General features: G+C 62.5%; 17 protein-coding genes and 1 tRNA gene. 13 read left to right on the forward strand and 5 right to left on the reverse strand.

Annotation, left to right across the window (positions count from 1 at the left end; genetic code table 11):
* The 11 genes from ugpE (at position 1) to H6A60_RS04515 (ending at position 8,749) form a co-directional block, all read left to right on the forward strand.
* Complete coding sequence (ugpE, locus tag H6A60_RS04465) at positions 1-849, forward strand: sn-glycerol-3-phosphate ABC transporter permease UgpE (protein ID WP_205102216.1); 849 nt, start codon at positions 1-3, stop codon at positions 847-849.
* Between the two features lie 27 nt (positions 850-876).
* Positions 877-1,956 (forward strand): sn-glycerol-3-phosphate import ATP-binding protein UgpC, encoded by a 1,080-nt coding sequence (locus H6A60_RS04470; protein WP_205102217.1) that lies wholly within the window; start codon positions 877-879, stop codon positions 1,954-1,956.
* 145 nt (positions 1,957-2,101) lie between these two features.
* Positions 2,102-2,545, forward strand: coding sequence for a YqaA family protein (locus H6A60_RS04475; RefSeq protein WP_205102218.1), 444 nt, complete (start codon positions 2,102-2,104; stop codon positions 2,543-2,545).
* 443 nt (positions 2,546-2,988) lie between these two features.
* Complete coding sequence (locus H6A60_RS04480; RefSeq protein ID WP_205102219.1) at positions 2,989-3,738, forward strand: electron transfer flavoprotein subunit beta/FixA family protein; 750 nt, start codon at positions 2,989-2,991, stop codon at positions 3,736-3,738.
* A gap of 17 nt (positions 3,739-3,755) precedes the next feature.
* Entirely contained in the window at positions 3,756-4,691 is a 936-nt protein-coding gene (locus H6A60_RS04485; RefSeq protein WP_205102220.1) for an electron transfer flavoprotein subunit alpha/FixB family protein, read from the forward strand.
* A gap of 203 nt (positions 4,692-4,894) precedes the next feature.
* Positions 4,895-5,176: a 30S ribosomal protein S16 gene (gene rpsP, locus H6A60_RS04490; RefSeq protein ID WP_205102221.1), complete on the forward strand. Its 282-nt coding sequence runs from the start codon at positions 4,895-4,897 to the stop codon at positions 5,174-5,176.
* A gap of 217 nt (positions 5,177-5,393) precedes the next feature.
* Complete coding sequence (rimM, locus tag H6A60_RS04495) at positions 5,394-5,912, forward strand: ribosome maturation factor RimM (RefSeq protein WP_205102222.1); 519 nt, start codon at positions 5,394-5,396, stop codon at positions 5,910-5,912.
* A gap of 51 nt (positions 5,913-5,963) precedes the next feature.
* Positions 5,964-6,710 (forward strand): tRNA (guanosine(37)-N1)-methyltransferase TrmD, encoded by a 747-nt coding sequence (trmD, locus tag H6A60_RS04500; protein ID WP_205102223.1) that lies wholly within the window; start codon positions 5,964-5,966, stop codon positions 6,708-6,710.
* A gap of 22 nt (positions 6,711-6,732) precedes the next feature.
* Positions 6,733-6,891 carry a hypothetical protein gene (locus H6A60_RS04505; protein WP_205102224.1) on the forward strand — a complete coding sequence of 53 codons (159 nt, stop codon included), beginning with the start codon at positions 6,733-6,735 and terminating at the stop codon, positions 6,889-6,891.
* A 3-nt stretch (positions 6,892-6,894) separates the two neighbouring features.
* Entirely contained in the window at positions 6,895-7,266 is a 372-nt protein-coding gene (gene rplS, locus H6A60_RS04510; protein ID WP_205102225.1) for a 50S ribosomal protein L19, read from the forward strand.
* Between the two features lie 370 nt (positions 7,267-7,636).
* Positions 7,637-8,749: an iron-containing alcohol dehydrogenase family protein gene (locus H6A60_RS04515; protein ID WP_205102226.1), complete on the forward strand. Its 1,113-nt coding sequence runs from the start codon at positions 7,637-7,639 to the stop codon at positions 8,747-8,749.
* Positions 8,750-8,850: 101 nt separating this feature from the next.
* Here H6A60_RS04515 and H6A60_RS04520 read toward each other — a convergent pair whose 3' ends face one another.
* The 5 genes from H6A60_RS04520 to leuS all read right to left on the reverse strand — a co-directional run bounded on the left by H6A60_RS04520 (position 8,851) and on the right by leuS (position 16,109).
* Entirely contained in the window at positions 8,851-10,065 is a 1,215-nt protein-coding gene (locus H6A60_RS04520; protein ID WP_205102227.1) for a THUMP domain-containing class I SAM-dependent RNA methyltransferase, read from the reverse strand.
* A 133-nt stretch (positions 10,066-10,198) separates the two neighbouring features.
* Complete coding sequence (locus H6A60_RS04525; RefSeq protein ID WP_205102228.1) at positions 10,199-11,488, reverse strand: glutamate-5-semialdehyde dehydrogenase; 1,290 nt, start codon at positions 11,486-11,488, stop codon at positions 10,199-10,201.
* A 101-nt stretch (positions 11,489-11,589) separates the two neighbouring features.
* Positions 11,590-12,585, reverse strand: coding sequence for a DNA polymerase III subunit delta (gene holA, locus H6A60_RS04530; protein WP_205102229.1), 996 nt, complete (start codon positions 12,583-12,585; stop codon positions 11,590-11,592).
* Positions 12,582-13,082 (reverse strand): LPS-assembly lipoprotein LptE, encoded by a 501-nt coding sequence (locus H6A60_RS04535; RefSeq protein ID WP_205102230.1) that lies wholly within the window; start codon positions 13,080-13,082, stop codon positions 12,582-12,584. The genes holA and H6A60_RS04535 overlap by 4 nt, the downstream gene beginning before the upstream one ends.
* A 390-nt stretch (positions 13,083-13,472) precedes the next feature.
* On the reverse strand, positions 13,473-16,109 hold the full coding sequence (gene leuS / locus H6A60_RS04540) for a leucine--tRNA ligase (protein WP_205102231.1): 2,637 nt from the start codon (positions 16,107-16,109) through the stop codon (positions 13,473-13,475).
* A gap of 332 nt (positions 16,110-16,441) precedes the next feature.
* Here leuS and H6A60_RS04545 point away from each other — a divergent pair, with 332 nt between their 5' ends.
* Both H6A60_RS04545 and H6A60_RS04550 read left to right on the forward strand, forming a co-directional pair.
* A complete protein-coding gene (locus H6A60_RS04545; RefSeq protein WP_205102232.1) occupies positions 16,442-18,976 on the forward strand; it encodes an ATP-dependent helicase in 2,535 nt (844 codons plus the stop codon).
* A gap of 164 nt (positions 18,977-19,140) precedes the next feature.
* Positions 19,141-19,216: transfer RNA gene (locus tag H6A60_RS04550), tRNA-Arg, on the forward strand.
* The last annotated feature ends 143 nt before the right edge of the window (positions 19,217-19,359 follow it).

Genomic DNA, 19,359 nt, shown 5'->3' on the forward strand with positions numbered 1-19,359 from the left:
ATGGTTGAAAATCGCCCCTGGCTCAATTTCCTCACGCACCTCGTTCTCATCATTGGCGTCGTGATCGTGGTCTTCCCGGTCTACGTTGCCTTTGTCGCTTCCACGCAGACGGCTGTCCAGGTCGAGCAGGCGCCGATGAGTCTCATTCCGGGCACGCATCTCATCGAGAACTATTCGCAGATTCTCTTTGAGGGCGGCGGCACGGCTTCGCGCGCGCCCGTGGGTCGCATGATGTTCGTCTCGCTCATGATGGCGCTCGGCATCTCCTTCGGGAAGATTCTGATTTCGCTCCTTTCGGCCTTTGCGATCGTCTACTTCCGCTTTCCGCTCAGAAAGCTCTGCTTCTGGCTCATCTTCGTCACGCTCATGCTGCCCGTCGAAGTGCGCATCACGCCTACCTACCAGGTGATGGCCGATCTGCATCTGATCGACAGCTGGGCGGGCCTCATCCTGCCCGTGATCGCTTCGGCAACGGCAACGTTCCTCTTCCGACAGTTCTTCCTGACGGTGCCGGATGAACTCGCCGAGGCCGCGCGCATGGACGGCGCCGGACCGATGCGGTTCTTCTTCACGATTCTGTTGCCGCTTTCGCTCACGAACATCGCCGCGATGTTCGTCATCCAGTTCATCTACGGCTGGAATCAGTACCTCTGGCCGCTCCTCGTCACGACCAAGGAAGACATGTACCCGATCGTGATCGGCATCAAGCGCATGATCGGCGGCGGCGACTCGGCCAACGAATGGAACCTCATCATGGCAACGGCCATCCTGGCGCTTCTGCCGCCCGCACTCGTCGTCACGCTCATGCAGCGCTGGTTCGTCAAGGGTCTGGTCGACACCGAAAAGTAACGCGCAACGAATACCGGAAATCCGACAATGGCAAGCATTCAATTCAAGAATCTCAGAAAGAGCTACGGCGACACGGAAGTCGTTCACGGGCTCACGCTCGACATCGCCGACGGCGAATTCATCGTGATCGTGGGGCCCTCGGGTTGCGGGAAGTCGACGCTTCTGCGCATGGTTGCGGGGCTCGAAGAAATCACTTCGGGCGAACTCCTGATCGGCGGGCGCGTCGTGAACCGCCTCGAGCCCAAGGACCGCGACTGCGCGATGGTCTTTCAGAACTACGCGCTCTACCCGCACATGACGGTCTTCGACAACATGGCTTACGGCCTCAAGATCCGCGGCGTACCCAAGGAGGAAATCGAAAAGCGCGTCGCCGGTGCGGCGAAGATGCTCGAGCTTGAGCATCTGCTCGAGCGCCGTCCTCGCCAGCTTTCGGGCGGGCAGCGCCAGCGCGTGGCAATGGGCCGCGCGATCGTGCGTGAACCCTCGGCCTTCCTCTTTGACGAGCCGCTCTCGAACCTTGACGCGAAGCTGCGCGTGCAGACGCGCCTGCAGATTCAGCAGCTGCATCGCCGTCTGCGCACGACGAGTCTTTACGTCACGCACGATCAGGTCGAGGCCATGACGCTTGCGCACCGCATGATCGTCATGAATGGCGGCGTTGCCGAACAGGTCGGCACGCCTCAGGAGGTTTACGACAAGCCCGCGACGATGTTTGTGGCGAACTTCATCGGTTCGCCGCCGATGAACCTTCTGCAGGGCCGCGTCGTTGAGGGCGGGCGCGCATTCGAGCACGCGGGCGGACGAGTGGCTCTTCCGGCGGTTTTTGCCGAGCTCGACGGGCGAGAACTCGTGCTCGGCGTGCGCCCCGAACACGTGCGCCTCATGCCCGCGACGGCTGCCGACGCTCTGGCGCTCTTTGACGTCGACACCGTCGAAGGGCTCGGTCCCGACTACCTCGTGCACGGGCGCATGCTCGGGCAGAACGTCGTCTTCCGCGAAGACCGCGAGAGCTTTATCCCGCAGGCGGGTGAGAAGGCCGCCATGACCTTCGCCGCCAAGGGTATCCATTGGTTCGATCCGAAGACGAAAAAGCGCATCGACCTCTAAAGCGCGATTGCCGTCTGTTGTTTAATGGAGGGGGCGCCCGATGCGAACAAAAATGCGGGCGCTCAGCACGAAGCCGCCCGAATGCGTCTGCACTCGGGCGGCGCTTTGAGGAGAGCCGTTTTTCTCGAAAAGGTACGCCGATCCCATGACCGAATGGACCGACGCGCTTCTGGCGCTTTTCCAGCACGAAAGCATCGAATACGCACTTTTTGCCGCTGCATTCGTTTCCGCGACGCTCATGCCGGGCGGCTCGGAAGTGGTGCTTGTGGGCGCTATCGCGGGGGACCCCTCGCGCTATCTCTATTTCGTGGCGATCGCTACGCTCGGCAATACGCTCGGGAGCATGACGGGCTACGCCATCGGGCGCTTCATTCCAGAAAAGAAAAAGGAGGGGCGGGCACTCAAGTGGCTGCACCGCTACGGCATTTGGGCGATGCTCTTTTGCTGGCTGCCGCTCGTGGGCGACGCTCTCTCGGTGGCGGCGGGGTGGCTGCGCCTCAACCCCTTTGCAACGATGGGCCTCATTGCGGCGGGCAAGTGCGCGCGCTACCTCGTCGTGGGCGGCGCGACGCTGCCCTTTGCGAGCTGAGTTGGCGCCGCTCGCGGTTTCGTTTCCTCATCAGCGGCGAAGTTGTCCAACTGCGACCGATCGCCGATCCACCTATGCGGCAAAGCGGCAGGCGAGGCGCTTGAGAAGTGCCGCGCCGCGTCCGGCTTGAACTTTCGCATTGTCGAAAAAGTCTCGCAACGTTAAGAAAATCCTAAGAAAATCGCCATTTCGAGGTGCTTTTTGACGGGTTTTGCACCGCTATAATGAGCGGCACCGCGCTTCGGTTCGACCGGTGCGCTCGGGTTCCCTTCGCTCGCTTTCGAGCGGTGCGGCCCGTTCGCCGGCAGTGCCGAAGTCGTTTTTTGTGCTTTTTCGAAAGCCGTTTTGCGCCGCTTCCCGGGTGCGCCCGCCGCCAGGGCAGCGGATGCGCGCTCGCGCGAGCGCCCGCGGACGGCCTTTCATCATTACCGCTTGGAACCGCTGTGAAGATCTTAGTAGCTGTGAAGCGCGTCGTTGACGCCAAGGTCAAGGTTCGGCCGCTGCCCGACAATTCCGGGGTCGATACGAAAATCGCCAAGATGGCGATCAATCCCTTCGACGAAATCGCCGTTGAAGCGGCCGTTCAGCTCAAGGAGGCCGGCAAGGCCGACGAAGTCGTTGCCGTGACGATCGGTGCGCTCAAGTCCGTCGACACGCTGCGCGTGGCGATGGCGATCGGCGCCGACCGCTCGATTCATGTGCTTACCGACGATGCGCTGGAACCCCTGGCCGTTGCCAAGGTGCTCGCCAAAATCGTCGAGCGCGAAAAGCCCGATCTGGTGCTTTTGGGCAAGCAGGCGATCGACGACGACGCCAATCAGGTCGGTCAGATGCTCTCGGCTCTCTGGGCGCGTCCGCTCGGCGCCTTCGCGAGCGAAATCGATTGCGTGGACGGCCGCTACATCGTCACGCGCGAAACCGACGGCGGCACGCAGACCGTCTCGCTCGCCTCGCCCGCCGTCGTGACGGCGGACCTGCGCCTTGCCGAGCCGCGCTACGTCACGCTGCCCTCGATGGCCAAGGCTCGCAAGAAGCCCGTCGAAACGATCGAACTCGCTGCGCTCGGCGTCGAAACGGCACCGCGCATCCGCACGGTGCGTGTGGAGCTGCCGCCTGCGCGCAAGGCGGGCGTCATGGTTTCGAGCGTTGCCGAGCTCGTTGACAAACTCAAGAACGAAGCCCGCGTCATCTGAAGAAGGAGTCAGCAAGAATGCCCGCACTTTTGGTTGCAGAACACGACAACGTGACGCTCAAGCCCGCGACGGCGCATGCGCTCACCGCCCTTCGTCAGATGGCCGATACGGTCGACGTGCTCGTCGCCGGCAACGCCTGCAGCGCCGTGGCCGAGGAGGCCGCCAAGCTCGAAGGCGTGCGCACGGTGATCTACGCACAGAGCCCGCAGCTCGCGCAGGAATGTCCCGAGGCGCTCGCCGCGCTCGTCGCGCGCGAAGGCAAGGGCTACTCGCACATTTTCTACGTGTCGAGCTCGCTCGGCAAAGCGGCGATGCCGCGCACGGCTGCGCTTCTTGACTGCTCGCCCGTTTCCGACGTGCTTGCCGTGAAGGGCCCGAAGACCTTCGTTCGCGGCATCTACGCCGGTTCGCTCCTCGCGACCGTTGAAGTCGATGAGGAAACGGTGGTCGGCACGATCCGCGCGACCTCTTTTGCGCCCTGCGGCACAGGGGGCGAAGCCGTGATCGAAGAAGTCATTGCCGAACAGCTCTACGACGACTCGCGTTTCGTGAAGTTCGCCGAAACCGAATCCGATCGTCCCGAACTCGTCTCCGCACGCGTTGTCGTCGCGGGCGGGCGCGGCCTCATCGACGAAGAGGGCTTCAAGGCGATGGAAGGCTTTGCCGACTCGATCGGCGCGGCCGTCGGCGCCACGCGCACCGCAGTCGACATGGGGCTTTGCCCGAACGACTGGCAGATCGGTCAGACGGGCAAGATGGTGGCGCCCGAACTCTATTTCGGCGTCGGCATCTCGGGCGCGATCCAGCACACGGCCGGCATCAAGGACGCCAAGGTGATCGTTGCGATCAACAAGGACCCGGAGGCGCCGATTTTCGAAATCGCCGACTACGGACTCGTTGCCGACGGTGCCGAAACCTGCCGCGAATTGCAGGCCGCACTCGGCGCGAAGTAAGCGCGTGCGGGCCGGGTGCCGCCCAACGCAAAAAAGCGGGGCGCACGGCTTGCAAGCGTCGAATTCGCTCGATTAAAATCGCGAATTCGCGGGCGTCGCTTCATGAGCCGACGCCCGCCTTATTTCCAAATTCCCGCTTGAAGAGCGCTCGCAAAGTGCGCTTCAAGCACCATTCAAAGCACCAAAGTTAAAGAGGTAAACTCATGGTCATCGTTCGTCTCGCCCGCGGCGGCTCGAAGAAGCGTCCCTTCTACTCCATCAACGTTTGCGACTCGCGCTGCCGTCGTGACGGCCGCTTCATCGAACGCGTCGGCTACTATAACCCGATGGCTGCCGGCCAGGCCGTCCGCCTTTCGATCAACACCGAACGCCTCGCTTTCTGGCAGGGCAACGGCGCGCAGCTCTCCGAAACGGTTGCCCGCCTCGTGAAGGAATTCAAGGCTGCCGAGGCTGCCAAGCCCGCCGCCGAAGCCGCTGCCGAATAATTTCGACAGCCGCTTGAAGCTGCTCGCTCGAGCGCGCTATCTGCGCCTAGGGCAGCACTAGCACTAAAAACCCCGCACCCCCTCAAGTGCGGACTCGGCTGAACGGTCGTGCCTCTCGTGTCTAGCACATCGGATCCGTTCCTGCCGCATGAGTCCGGTATCTACGCCTGAGAATGCGGGGTTTTTCTTTGCCGAAAGACCTCTCAAGGATTCTGTCATGGACGATCTTGTCGAACTCGGCCGCACGGGCGGCGCCTACGGTTTCCGGGGCTGGGTGCGAATCGTGCCCTTTGAAACGGGCGAAGTGCTCGAAAAGGTGCGCAACTGGACGCTCGTCGATCAGCTCGGACGCCGCACCGAAGTCGTCGTCAAGGGCCTGCGCCGTCACGGTACGGGCTTCATCGCCAAGTGGGACGGGTGCGACACGAAGGAGGCGGCCGACGCGTTGCGCCTTCACATCGCCGTTTCGCGCGCGGACTTCCCTGATGCGGGCGAAGATGCCGTCTGGGCTGTCGATCTCGTCGGCTGCGAAGTCGTGAATCTCGAGGGTGCCGCGCTCGGCACGCTCGTCGACATCGGCACGAACGGCGCACAGGATCTGCTGATCGTCGAATACACGGCCGAGGACGGCAAGAAAAAGCGCTTCATGGTGCCCAACGTCAAGGACGTGTTCCTGCGCGAAATCGACATCGAGAAGAAGCGCATCGTCATCGACTGGCTGCCCGAGTGGCGCTGATCGATCCTCGCATTCTCTTCGTCCGATACAACGCTTTAGGAGCCGCTCCCGATGCGCTTTGACGTCGTCACGCTTTTCCCGGAAATTTTCTCCGCTGTCCGCGACTGCGGCATCACCGCGCGCGCCCGCAAGCGCGGCCTCTGGTCGATCAATCTCTGGAACCCGCGCGAGGCGACGCACGATACGCATCGTACGGTCGACGACCGACCCTTCGGCGGCGGTCCGGGCATGGTCATGATGGCCGAGCCGCTCGCGCAGACGATCGACTTCATTCGCGCTTCCGGCAACCGCGGGCGCGTGGTGAGCTTTGCGCCGAACGGCGAGCGACTCACCGATGCGCGCGTGCGCGCCTTCGTCGAGTCCCGCGAGGATCTCGTGCTTGTTTGCGGCCGCTACGAAGGGATCGACGAGCGCTTCCTTTCGACCTATGTCGACGAGGTGGTGAGCCTCGGCGACTTCGTGCTTTCGGGCGGGGAGCTGCCGGCATGCGCGCTGATCGACGCGGTCGTGCGGCAGCTGCCGGGGGCGATCAAGGATCTCTCGGCTTCGGACGAAAGCTTCGCGACGGGACTTCTTGATGCTCCGCACTACACGCGCCCCGAAGTCTGGCGCGGACAGGGCGTGCCCGAAGTGCTCCTTTCGGGGCACCACGCCAACATCGCGGACTGGACGCGCAAAGAAAGTCTCGCACTTACCTTGCGCACACGCCCCGATTTGATTAAAATCGCGAACTCTTCCGGTCGCCTTGACCGTGCGGACAAGAAATATCTGCGTTCGCTCGGCTGGCGGGAAGAATAAGTTTTTCGGATGTCCGGCGCTTTTGCCGGGCATCTTTTTCATCAACACCATCCTCTCGGCGGCGGACTTGTCAGACGAGCGCGCCCGAACGGATCTCGATCCGCATCGGCTGCGTCGCAAGCCCCTCGCTGCGCATGACGCGCAGCCCGACATGGGCCGCATGACGATGGCAACGGAGTAAAAAATGAATCTGATCCAGATTCTCGAACAGGAAGAAATCGCCCGCGTTTCCGCCGGCAAGACCATCCCCGACTTCCGCGCCGGCGACACCGTCGTCGTCAACGTGAATGTCATCGAAGGCTCGCGCAAGCGTCTTCAGGCCTTCGAAGGCGTCGTCATTGCCCGCCGCAACCGCGGTCTCAACTCCTCGTTCATCGTTCGCAAGATCTCCTCGGGCGAAGGCGTCGAACGTACGTTCCAGCTCTATGCCCCGACGATCGAAAGCATCGTGGTGAAGCGCCACGGCGACGTCCGCCGCGCCAAGCTCTACTACCTGCGCGAACGCTCCGGCAAGGCCGCCCGCATCAAGGAACGCCTCGTCCGCAAGGAAGCCTAATTCGGCTTTTGCTTTGCGAACGATCCGCCGCTCTTTTTCGAGCGGCGGCTTGTCACGAAAAGACCCGTCTTCTTCGGAATGGCGGGTTTTTTCTTATCCGGACATTTTATTAATCCCGTTCAGGTTTTATTAATTGTCTTCTGAGCAACTTCTCCTAAGGAAAAGCGCTTGTTCGCTGGCGGTCTGCAACAAGCTTTCTTCAAGTCGTCCTCTTTGGATGCCCTCTGCGGCACAGAAAACGGGCAAGGAGCTCTTAGCGAGCTCCTACAATCGTAAAACTGCGCCTTCGTTCGGGCGGTCCGTCGGGCCGCGCCTGAGAGAGCCGTCGAAGCGGCCGCGAAGGTAAACGATTGACAAAGAGAGGCAAAGAATGAAGAACTACACGGTGACGCTGCCCAACTACAGCATCGGGCCGAACTGCTACGAAGAGATCGGCGCCGTCTGTACACGCTTTGGCAAGCGCGCGGCGGTGGTGGGCGGCGCAACGGCGCTCGAAAAGGCGGGGCCCGCGCTTCGTCAGGGGCTCGCGGACGCGGGGATAGAGATTGCCGATTGGTTTGTCTACGGCTCGGACGCGACGATGGCTGCGGTCGAACGGATTGTCACCGCTCCCGAAGTGCAGGCTGCCGATATGCTTTTTGGCGTCGGCGGCGGGCGCGCCATTGATACGGTGAAGGCTGCGGCCGACATGCTCGGCAAGCCCTTCTTCTCGTGCCCGACGGTGGCGTCGAACTGCGCCCCCGTTTCGGCTATTTCCGTTATCTACCGTGAAGACGGCGCCCTCGACCGCTACTACTTTCCGAAGGGCTGCCCGACGCACTGCTTCATCAACACGAGCGTCATTCTCGACAGTCCCGAAGAGCTCTTTTGGGCCGGGATCGGAGACGCGCTCAGCAAGGGGCTCGAAACGCAGCTCGCGAGCCGCGGCAAGCGCCTCTCGCATACGCCGCTCATGGGTGTTGAGCTCGGCCGCATCTGCGAAGCGCCGCTTCTCACATACGGCAAGGCCGCACTCGAAGATTTCCGCGCCGCTCGGCTGACGGATGCTTTTGTGGAAGTGGTGCTCGACATCATTATTTCGACGGGGATCGTCTCGAACCTCGTGACGACCGCTGACGACTACTATTACAACTCTTCGCTTGCGCACTGCTTCTACAACGCTTCGATGGTGCTGCCCAAGGTGCACACGCACCTTCACGGCGAAGTGGTGAGCTTCGGCAATCTCGTGCTGCTCGCTGCCGACGGTCGAGACGAAGAGCTCGAGCGCTTCATTGCGTTCAACCGTTCGATTCGATTGCCGATCACGCTCGCCGACATCGATATCGTCGAGCACGCCGACATCGTGCGCTTGGTCGAGCGTGCGAGCGCGATGCGCGAGTGGACGTGCGTGCCCTACGAAATGACGAAGGAAAAATTCACGGCGGCAATTCTGAAGGCCGATGCGGCAGGGCGCACCTACCTTGCGAGAAGCTCGGGCGAATAACGAGCTCGAAGCGAAGCACCGCACGAGAAAAACGCCCGAAGGCTTCGAAAAGCTTTCGGGCGATTTTTCTCTTGAAGCGAAGCGTACGAATGGATGCCCGCTTATTCGGCGTCGTTCGTCTGCGTCTTCTTTTCGCGGCGGTTGCTGCCCGCGACCATGTCGAAGCGGAAGAAGCGGCATTCGAGCGGGCCGTTAAAGAGTACGACCTTGCGCGAGGGCTTCAGCCGCATCTGGCTCGGCAGCGTCCGGTCGGAGGAGAGCATCCAGGCGCGCCACCCTGCGTAATGCTGCTTGAGGTTCGCTGCCACGTGTCCCATCATGGACTGAATGGATGCGGACTTCGGATTGGACTGTTCGCCGTAGGGCGGATTTGCGATGACGAGCCCCGGCTCGAACCCTTCGGGGAGTTCGGGCGGGACGACTTCGCGCGCGTCACCCTGCGTGAAGCTGAGGCGGCCGTCGTCGAGGAGCTTTCCGAGACCGGCGCGATCGGCGTTTTCGAGCGCCTTTTCAACGACGATCGAAGAGATGTCGCTCGCGCGGATGAGGACTTCGGCATGCGGATTCACGGCCGCACGCGCGTCTTCGAGCATTTCCGTCCAGAGCGAGCGGTCGAACCCTTCGAGGTTTTCAAAGGCAAAGCTGCGGTCTAGTCCCGGCGCGTAGTTGATCGCGATGCGCGCGGCTTCAATGGCAATCGTGCCCGAGCCGCAGAAGGGGTCGACCAGGGGCATTTCGGGGCGCCATTCCGAGAGCAGCAGAAGACCGGCGGCGAGGTTTTCCTTCAGGGGCGCTTCGCCGTGCGTGAGGCGCCAGCCGCGCTTAAAGAGCGCTTCGCCCGCGAGGTCGAGAAAGAGGCTCACGCGATCGTACGTGAAGTGCGCCACGATGCGCACGTCGGGTGTGCGGCGGTCGACGCTCGGACGCCGTCCGGCGAGTTCGCGGAAGCGGTCGCAGATCGCATCCTTGATGCGCAGCGCCGCGAAGTCGATGCTCTCGAGCGGGCAGCGCGTCGCGCTCGTGTCGATGCGAAGCGTTACGTCGGGACCGAACCAGCGCTCCCACTTCGTCGAGCGGGCAATGTCGTAAACATCGCGGCTGTCCCAGTATTCGGCGTGCGCGACACGCATCAGAATGCGGCTTGCAAGACGCGAATGCAGGCACGCGGCCATCGCGAGGCCCGTGTCGCCCGCAAACTGTACGCCGCCGCGGCCGGGGCGCACGAGATCGGGATCCGCGCCGAGCGCGAGAATCTCGTCTGCGAGCAGCGTCTCGAGTCCGAAGGGGCAAACAGCGTAAAAGGAAAAGGCCGGCATGTTGGTGTCAGTAGTTGGATTGTTCGGGCGGGCGCCGCTTCGCTGAAGCGGCGCCCGAGGGCAGTTGTTGCTTTCTGTGTGCGCTTTGCGGCGTCTCTCTCAGGAAGGCGTCTGCGGCGCGAGGACAGGCGATTTAGGCGCGCCCTTCGCCGTGGCCCAGGACGACGTACTTGAGGTTCGTGAGGCCTTCAAGTCCGACAGGGCCGCGCACGTGAAGTTTGTCGGTCGAGATGCCGATCTCCGCGCCGAGGCCGTACTCAAAGCCGTCGGCAAAGCGCGTCGATGCGTTTACCATGACGGAGCTCGAGTCGACTTCCCGCAAAAAGCGGTTCGCTGCCGTCCAGTCGTTCGTAATGATCGCATCGGTGTGCTGCGAGCCGTGCTCAGCAATGAAGTCGATCGCCGCGTCGAGCGAATCGACGACGGCAATGCTGATGACGGGCGCATTGTATTCGGTATCCCAGTCCGTGTCCTCTGCGGCAACGACGGGGAGTTCCGCCGCAGACAAAATTGCAAACGCAGCGGGGTCTGCGCGCATTTCGACGCCCTTATCGGCAAAGATGCGGCCGATTTTCGGCAGAAACGCCTCCGCGGCGTCGCGGTGCACAAGGAGCGTCTCCGTGGCGTTGCAGGGCGAGTAGCGCTGCGTCTTGGCGTTGTCCGTGACGCGAACGGCCATTTCGATGTCGGCGGCGGCATCCACATAGGTGTGGCAGATGCCGTCGAGGTGCTTGATCATCGGCACCGTCGCTTCGGCCATGAGGCGCGAGATGAGGCCCTTGCCGCCGCGCGGAATCAGCACGTCGACGAATTTGCGCGCGCGGATGAGTTCGCCCACGATGGTGCGGTCGCCGACGGCGACGACCTGTACGCCCGCGCCCGGGAGCCCGGCCGCTTCAAGCGCGCGGGAGACGAGTTCGGCGAGCTTCTTGTTGCTTTCAAGCGCTTCGTGGCCGCCGCGCAGAATGATGGCGTTGCCCGACTTGATGGCGAGCGCCGAAGCGTCGATCGTGACGTTCGGGCGCGATTCGAAAATCATGGCGATGACGCCGAGCGGCACGCGCATGCGGCCGACGCTGATGCCGGTCGGCCGAGGGCGCAGCGCTTCGATTTCGCCCACGGGATCGGGGAGCGCTTCGATTTCGCGAACCCCTTCGGCCATGCGCTCGAGCACTTTGTCGGTGATGGCAAGGCGGTCGAGGAAGGCTTCGGAGAGCCCTTCGGCGCGCGCACGTTCGAGGTCGAGGCGGTTGGCGGCAAAAATCGCTTCGCGCTCTTCGGTCAAAAGCGCGGCGAGCGTCGAGAGCGCGAGGTTTTTCTTCGCGCTCGGCGCACTCGCGAGGCTTCTTGCAGCGCGCTTGGAGGCGCGGCCGAGCGTAGCGACGACTTCACGGGCGTCGGCGGCTTTCTCTTGCGTGGACATGGCTAGGGGCTCCCTGGGGAAAAATGCTTTGCGAGCAGCTGCGTGCTCGGTTCTCATTGTAGGTCCGCCTCGAGCGGCTCGAGCGGGTGCGGCGCATGCTTTCAGCGGGCGAGAAAGAGACAGACGCTCTTTAGTTCGATCCACGGATCGCTGTCGCGCTGCGGCACGGGGAGCCCCTTTGAGATGCGGTCGATGTCGGCGCATACCGAGAGCGCCGCCGCAACGCGCTGGGGCTTCAGGCGCCTTGCTGCGCGCTTGAGTTCGTCGGTGGCGAAGACGCCCTTGACGAAAGACTGACCGCGCGCGTAGGCGGCGGAAAGCCGCAGGACGCTTCTGAGCTGCATTGTGAGCATCATGAGGATGAGCGGGAAGGGCTCGGCTTGCGCTTCAAGGCCGTCAACGATGCGTGCGACGCGCTCGGGTTCGCCCAAAAGTGTCGAGCGAACGAGTGCGTCCGTGCCGTAGCGCGAGCTGTTGCTCACGCACGCATCGATGTTTTCCGACGTGAGTTCGCCGGGACCGAAGAGAATGCCGAGCTTGTCGACTTCCTGTTTGGCGGCGAGAAGGTTGCCTTCGACCAAGTCGGCGAAGCGCTCGAGCGCCTCGCGCGGCGCTTTCTGACCGTTGCGCGCAAGGCGCGAGGCGAGCCAGCGCGGCAGCGCTTCGCGCGGCACGGGCGAGCAGTCGACGACGCTCGAAGCCTTGACGAGCGCCGTCCACCATTTGGCTTTTTCACCCTGCCAGCCCGGGCGCGGCATCGAGAAAACGGTGACGACGCCCTCGAAAGGCCGCTCGACGAACTGCGTAAGCGGTCCCGCACCGCGAATGCCGGGCGCGCCACCCGGGATTCGCACTTCGAGAAGTTTCTTGTCGGCAAACATCCCGATTGCGGCAGCCGAATCGGCAAGCTGCGACCAGTCCGACGAGGGAGCGAGCTCGAGCACCTGGCGGTCCGTGTAGCCGAGTGCGCGTGCGCGCTCGCGGATGAGGTCCACGCTCTCGAGCTTCAGAAGGTCTTCGCTGCCCGTAACAAGCCAGAAGGGCGCAAGCTCGGCTTGCGCTTCCAGGTAGGCAGCGAGTTCGCCCGCTTCAATCATGGCTTTCGCGCCGCTTCGATGTAGCGGATCATCTGCGCGATGAGGTCGTTTTCCATATCGCGGTAAAGGACCTCTTCTTCCTTTTCGCGCGAAAGGAATTCGCTTTCCGAATACGTGATGTCTCGGTGTGCGATGAGCTGCGTCGGCTCGACGAAAGTGAAGTCTTCAATCGTCGACGTGACGCGGAATTCGATTGTGAGCGTGAGCTCGTACTCGCGCGCGCGGCCCGAGTCGCTGATCGAGAGCACCTCGCGGTCACGCTCCCAGTCGATGAGTTCCAGAATCGCTTCCGCCTCATTCGGGCTCTTGACGCAGCGCACGTTCGAGCCGGATTCGATCATGCGCTTGAGCAAGCCGGAAAAGCGCGTGTTCTCGCGCATCTGCAGGTAAAGCGTTTCAAAGGGCGCCTGGAAGTGGCCGCGAAGGCGAAAGCCGCAGCCCGAAAGAAGAAGGCCGGCGCCGGCGGCCGATAGCAGTGCGCGTCGAGTTGTCTGCATGAAAATGGGGCCGCAGGAGGCGCTTCGCGCTGCGAGTGAACTGGCGCGGACCCTCGGGCTGCGGCGGACGAAAGTGTCGGGTTCTGTGTTCGCACGCGGCGATTGCGGTCTGCGTGCGGAGCGGGTCGGGCGCGAAGGCGGATCGGTCGCTTTGGGGGCGTTATCGTCGCTCTTCAGGGCGCTCGGGTCCGCTCATTATAAAGTGCGTCGCACCGTACAAAACGATGACCGGCCATAGAGACGGTTGCTGAAAAAAGGAAGCTACCGTCACCAAAAGCGAACCGAGAGAGCACACGAAAATAAAGCCCGGCTGCGCGGTTGCAGCCGGGCTTTCGAGCTTTGCGGCCCGAGGGAGCGCGGGCAGCTGCCCGCGGCTCGATCGCTTTGCGATTACTTCGCGACGACGTTCACGAGGCGGTTCTTGACGACGATTACCTTGCGAACGGTGAGTTCACCCACAAAGCGCTGCACGTCGGGATTGGCGAGCGCAGCGGCCTCAATCGTCGCCTGGTCGGCGTCGGTCGGCACGCGGATTTCGCCGCGCAGCTTGCCGTTCACCTGCACGACGAGCTTCAATTCGTCGGCGGCGATCGCTTCTTCGGACCACTTCGGCCAGGGCGCATCGATGAGCTCGCCGATCGCTTCGACAAAGCCCACTTCGCCCCAGAGGGCGGTCGTGATGTGCGGCGCGATCGGGTAGAGCGTACGTAGCAGAATCGAAGCGCATTCCTTGCGGACGGCGTCCGCGGCGGCGCCTTCTTCCTTAAAGGCTTCGATCACGTTGAACATCTTCATGCAGGCCGACACGACCGTGTTGTACTGCATGCGCTCGAAGTCGAATTCGGCCTGGCGCAGCGCCGTATGCACTTCGCGGCGCAGATGCTTGGCGTCGTGGCTGAGCGCGGCGGCATCAAACGTCATCGGCGCGGCGAGCAGCGCTTCGTGCTTGGCATAGACCCAGTTCCAGATGCGGCGCAGGAAGCGGAACGTGCCTTCGGCACCCGAATTGGACCAGGCGGCCGACTGATCGGGGGGACCGGCGAACATCACGAAGCTGCGGGCCGTGTCGGCACCGTACTTCTGAATGATGTCGCGCGGCTCGACAACGTTGCACTTGGACTTCGACATCTTTTCGATGCCGCCGAGCACCACAGGCTCGCCGTCTTCCTTCGAAATCGCGCCCGAGGGACGGCCTTTGTCGTCGAACTGCATTTCGACTTCATCCGGGTAGTACCAGCGGCGGTGGCCGTCGGGCAGATCGCGGTAGAAGCATTCGGCCATGAGCATGCCCTGCGTGAAGAGGCGCTTGAAGGGTTCGTCATACTTGACGAGCCCGAGGTCGCGCATCACCTTCGTCCAGAAGCGGGCGTAGAGCAGGTGCAGCACGGCGTGCTCGATGCCGCCGATGTACTGATCCATCGGCATCCAGTAGTCGGCGCGCTTGTCGACCATGGCTTCGTTGCAGTCGGGCGAGCAGTAGCGCTGGAAGTACCACGAGGAGTCGACGAACGTGTCCATCGTGTCGGTTTCGCGCTCGGCGTCGCAGCCGCACTTCGGGCACTTCACCTTCTTGAAGGCGTCGCACTTGTCGAGCGGGTTGCCGCTGCCGTCCGGCACGAGGTCTTCGGGCAGAACAACCGGGAGGTCTTCGTAGGGAACGGGGACCGGGCCGCAGTGCGGGCACTTGATGATCGGAATCGGCGTACCCCAGTAGCGCTGGCGGGAAATGCCCCAGTCGCGCAGACGGAACTGCACGCGCTTTTCGCCCAAGCCCTTTTCGGCGAGGTCCTTGAGGATCGCTTCAAAGGCGGCGTGGAAGCCGAGACCGTCATAGGCGCCCGAGTTGACGAGCTTCGTTTCGTCGGACTTTTCGCCGTACCACTCTTCCCAGGCCTCGGTCGAGTAGGTCTGGCCTTCGACGGAAACCACCTGCTTGATGGGCAGACCGTATTTCTTGGCAAACGCAAAGTCGCGTTCGTCGTGCGCGGGTACGCCCATGACGGCGCCTTCGCCGTAGCTCATGAGCACGTAGTTGCCGACCCAGACGGGGATGTCGGCGCCCGTGAGCGGGTGCTTCACCGAGAAGCCCGTGGGGACGCCCTTCTTTTCCATCGTCGCCATGTCGGCTTCGGAGACCGAACCCTTGGCGCATTCCTTGATGAAGGCCTGCAGCTGCGGATTATTTTCGCTCAGGCGCGTGGCGAGCGGATGCTCGGCCGCAATCGACATGAAGGTGACGCCCATCAGGGTGTCCGGGCGCGTCGTGTAGACGCGCAGCGTCTTGGCTTCGCCGTCGAGTTCGTACGGGAACGTGATCGTGAGGCCTTCGGAGCGGCCGATCCAGTGTTCCTGCATGCGGCGGACCTGTTCGGGCCACCCGTCAAGCTGCTTGAGGTCGTCCAAAAGTTCCTGCGCGTACTGCGTGATGCCGAGGTAGTAACCCGGGATTTCACGCTTTTCGACAACGGCGCCCGAGCGCCAGCCGCGCCCGTCGATCACCTGTTCGTTGGCGAGAACGGTCTTGTCGACCGGGTCCCAGTTGACGATCTGCGTCTTGCGGTACGCAATGCCCTTTTCGAGCATCTTGAGGAACATCCACTGGTTCCAGCGATAGTACTCGGGGCGGCACGTGGCGACTTCGCGCGACCAGTCGAAGGCGAGCCCCAGGGGCTCCATCTGCGACTTCATGTCGGCGATGTTGTTGTAGGTCCACTGCGCAGGAGCCACCTTCTTGGCGATGGCAGCGTTTTCAGCCGGCAGACCGAACGCGTCCCAGCCCATCGGGGTCATGACGTTGTAGCCCTTCATGCGGAAGTAGCGGTACATCACGTCGTTGAGCGTGTAGTTGCGCACATGACCCATGTGCAGCTTGCCGCTCGGGTAGGGAAGCATCGAGCAGACGTAGAACTTGGGCTTGGGATTGCCCTTCTCGTCGAGCGCATTTTCGACGGCACGATAGACGTCGCGGGCCTTCCACATGCCCTGAACTTCGCTCTCGACCGCCTGCGGGGAGTAAGTCTCGCGCATAACGCTTAAATCCGATAATTGAGAGTTGAACGGAAAAAAATAGTCAGTCGAAAAGTATAGCCATTTGTCTTTGGGACCCGCGTGCGCGTGCTGTGCACTTCGCAAGCGCCGCCACGCCGATCATGACGGCGCGACGCTTCGTCTAAGCGTTTGTGCCGAGCGCGTATCTCGTTTTCTCGCGGCCGACGCGCGCCGCACGGAAACGAACCAATGGGCGCTCGGATGCCGAAATATGCTAACTTTTCGAGCCTCGAATTCACCTCCGGGGAGCTTTCTGCCGCAGCGCCGCACTCCCAGGAGGGAAAACCCGTCCTGCAAAGCCTTTCCACGCCATGCAACAAGATTTGCTCTCGAGCCTCAATCCCCGTCAGCTTCAGGCGGTCACCGCCCCGGAAGACAGCGTCCTCATTCTTGCGGGCGCGGGGTCGGGCAAAACGCGCGTGCTCACTTCGCGTATTGCGTACCTTCTGAACGAACATCTCGCGCGCACCGACGAGATTCTTGCCGTGACCTTTACGAACAAGGCGGCCAAGGAAATGGTGACGCGTCTTGAAACGATGCTTCCCTACGACCTGCGCCGCATGTGGGTGGGGACGTTCCACGGGCTCTGCAACCGGATTCTGCGCCGGCACGCGGAATTTGCGGCGCTGCCGAAAACCTTCCAGATTCTCGACAGCGGCGATCAGCTCTCGCTCATCAAGCGCGTGATGAAGGCCGCCAACGTCGATCCGGAGAAGACCGATGCGAAGTACGTGCAGAACTTCATCAATTGGAGCAAGGAGCACGGACTGCGCTCGAGCCAGGTGACGGGCAGCGACTGCGACGAGACGACGAAGTCGCTTTACGTCGAGTACGAGCGGCAATGCCAGCGCGAAGGCGTCGTGGACTTCGCCGAGCTGCTTTTGCGCTGCTATGAACTCCTCGAGCGCAACGAACTCGTTCGCACGCACTATCAGCACCGCTTCCGCCACATTCTCGTCGACGAGTTCCAGGACACGAACATCCTGCAGTACCGCTGGCTTAAGCTCCTTGCGGGCGCCGGACTCGGCCCGGACGGGTGCTCGCTCAATGCGGTTTTTGCCGTGGGCGACGACGACCAGTCGATTTACGCCTTCCGCGGTGCCAACGTCGGCAACATGGAGGACTTCCTCAAGGACTTTCGCGTTGCCGAGCCGATTCGCCTCGAAGAAAACTATCGCTCGACGGGGACCATTCTCGATGCCGCCAACGGCCTCATCGCGAAGAATTCCGGGCGCTTGGGCAAGAATCTCTGGACTTCGGGTGCGCGCGGCGAAAAGATCATCGTTGAAGAACTCCCCGATGACCGTGCCGAAGCGCGCTGGGTGGTCGACGACATCGAGCACGAACGCGGCCGCGGGACTGTCTATCGCGACTTCGCTGTGCTCTACCGCATGAACTCGCAGTCGCGCGCCATGGAAAGCGCGCTCGCTTCCGCAGGCATTCCCTACCGCGTCTACGGCGGGCTGCGATTCTTCGAGCGTGCGGAAGTGAAGCATGTTCTCGCGTATCTGCGGCTCCTTACGAACCCCTGGGACGACACGAGCTTCCTGCGCATCGTCAACTTTCCGACGCGCGGCATCGGCGCCAAAACAATCGAGTCGCTCACGCTCGAAGCGCGTGCGCGCGGCGTGAGTCTCTGGGCTGCGCTCTCGGACGATACGGTGAAGGTGCCGCCGAAGCTCGCAGCCTTCCATTCGCTCATTCTTAAGATGCGCACCGATGCGCAGACGATGTCGCTCGACAAGGCGATCCGTTACACGATCACGGCTTCGGGGCTGCGCGACGCGTACATGAAGGAAAAGGACGGCGAAGACCGTGTGGCCAACATGGACGAAATTCTGAGTGCCGCCAAGGGCTACCTCGAAAACGAAGGGATCCGTCCCGAGCACTGCGCGTTTGAGCCCGTGAGCGACGATTCGCCTTCGCCGCTCGAAGGGTTTCTCACGCAGGCGACGCTCGAAGCGGGCGACAAAAATGAAGACGCCTCGACCGATGCGGTGCAGCTCATGACGGTGCACGCCGCAAAGGGGCTCGAATTCAAGTACGTCTACATCATCGGGGCCGAAGAAGGGATCTTTCCGCATTTTTCGGCGCTCAAGGAAACGGAGAAGAAGGGCGGCCGAGGCGGCCTTGAAGAAGAGCGCCGTCTCATGTATGTGGCGATCACGCGTGCGAAAAAACGCCTCGTGATTTCGCACTGTCGCGAGCGACTCCTTTACGGCAACAACTTCAGCAACCCCGTTTCGAGCTTCGTCAACGAAATTCCGCAGGAGCTTCTCGACATTCGCGAGCTCGCGAGGTCGCGCCGCGACGATGACGACGACGGATTCGACGCGTATTTCGACGATTACGGTCGCAAGAGCGGCTCGTCGGGGCGCGGCGGTTACGGCGGCTACAGCAAGAGCGGTCGGGGCAGCACGGGCGGCTACGGCGCCCGAGGTGCTTCGGGTTACGGGTCGCGTGCATCGGGCTCTTCGCTCTCGCCGGAGACACGTGCGGCCTTTGCGGCGCACGTGGCCCGCTCGCCCTTTGGCGGGGCCGCGCGCTCCGGAACGAGCGGCAGCGGCTACGGGTCCCGTTTCGGGAGCTCGGGCTTTTCCGGGCGCGCTGCGCTCGAAAAGGGACGCGGGCCGCTTGAAAGCATCTCGCCTTTGGAGCGCAGCAATCTCGGCGCCTCCGCTTCGGGTTTTGCGCCTGGCGACCGCATCGAGCACGAAACGCTCGGTCCCGGGCGCGTTCTTTCGGTGACGGGTATCGGCGATATGGCGCGCATTCGCGTGAAGTTCGCGAGCCGCGAAGCCGAGCTGATGCTGAAATTCGCCCGCCCAAAGATTCGAAAGCTTTGAGGCGCAGCGAGCGCAAAGCCGTCTTTCATAGCGGCGCAGATCCGCAGGCGCCGTTATGAAGTCGTCCGTGCTAGACTTGCCATTCTTCCTGACGGGGGGCCTGGTGCCGTCCGTCGATGCCGGACCTTCGCGGCGGCTCTTTGCCGAGCGGCAGCGAACGTCTCCGGGCCATAGTTCAACTGGATAGAACTGTCCCCTCCTAAGGGACCGATCTGGGTTCGAGTCCCGGTGGCCCGGCCAGCGCGCGATAAGCCGCTGCAAAGAAAAGCCTTCCTGTCCTCGTCGGATAATGGAAGGCTTTTTTGTTTTTCGGCCCGCCAAACGACTCGAGCCCGGCTTGAGACCGGGCTTGAATGCGGATCAGCATTGTCGAAGTGCCGCCC

It is taken from the genome of Sutterella massiliensis (genome assembly GCF_016899755.1).
GTDB classification, from domain to species: domain Bacteria; phylum Pseudomonadota; class Gammaproteobacteria; order Burkholderiales; family Burkholderiaceae_F; genus Sutterella; species Sutterella massiliensis.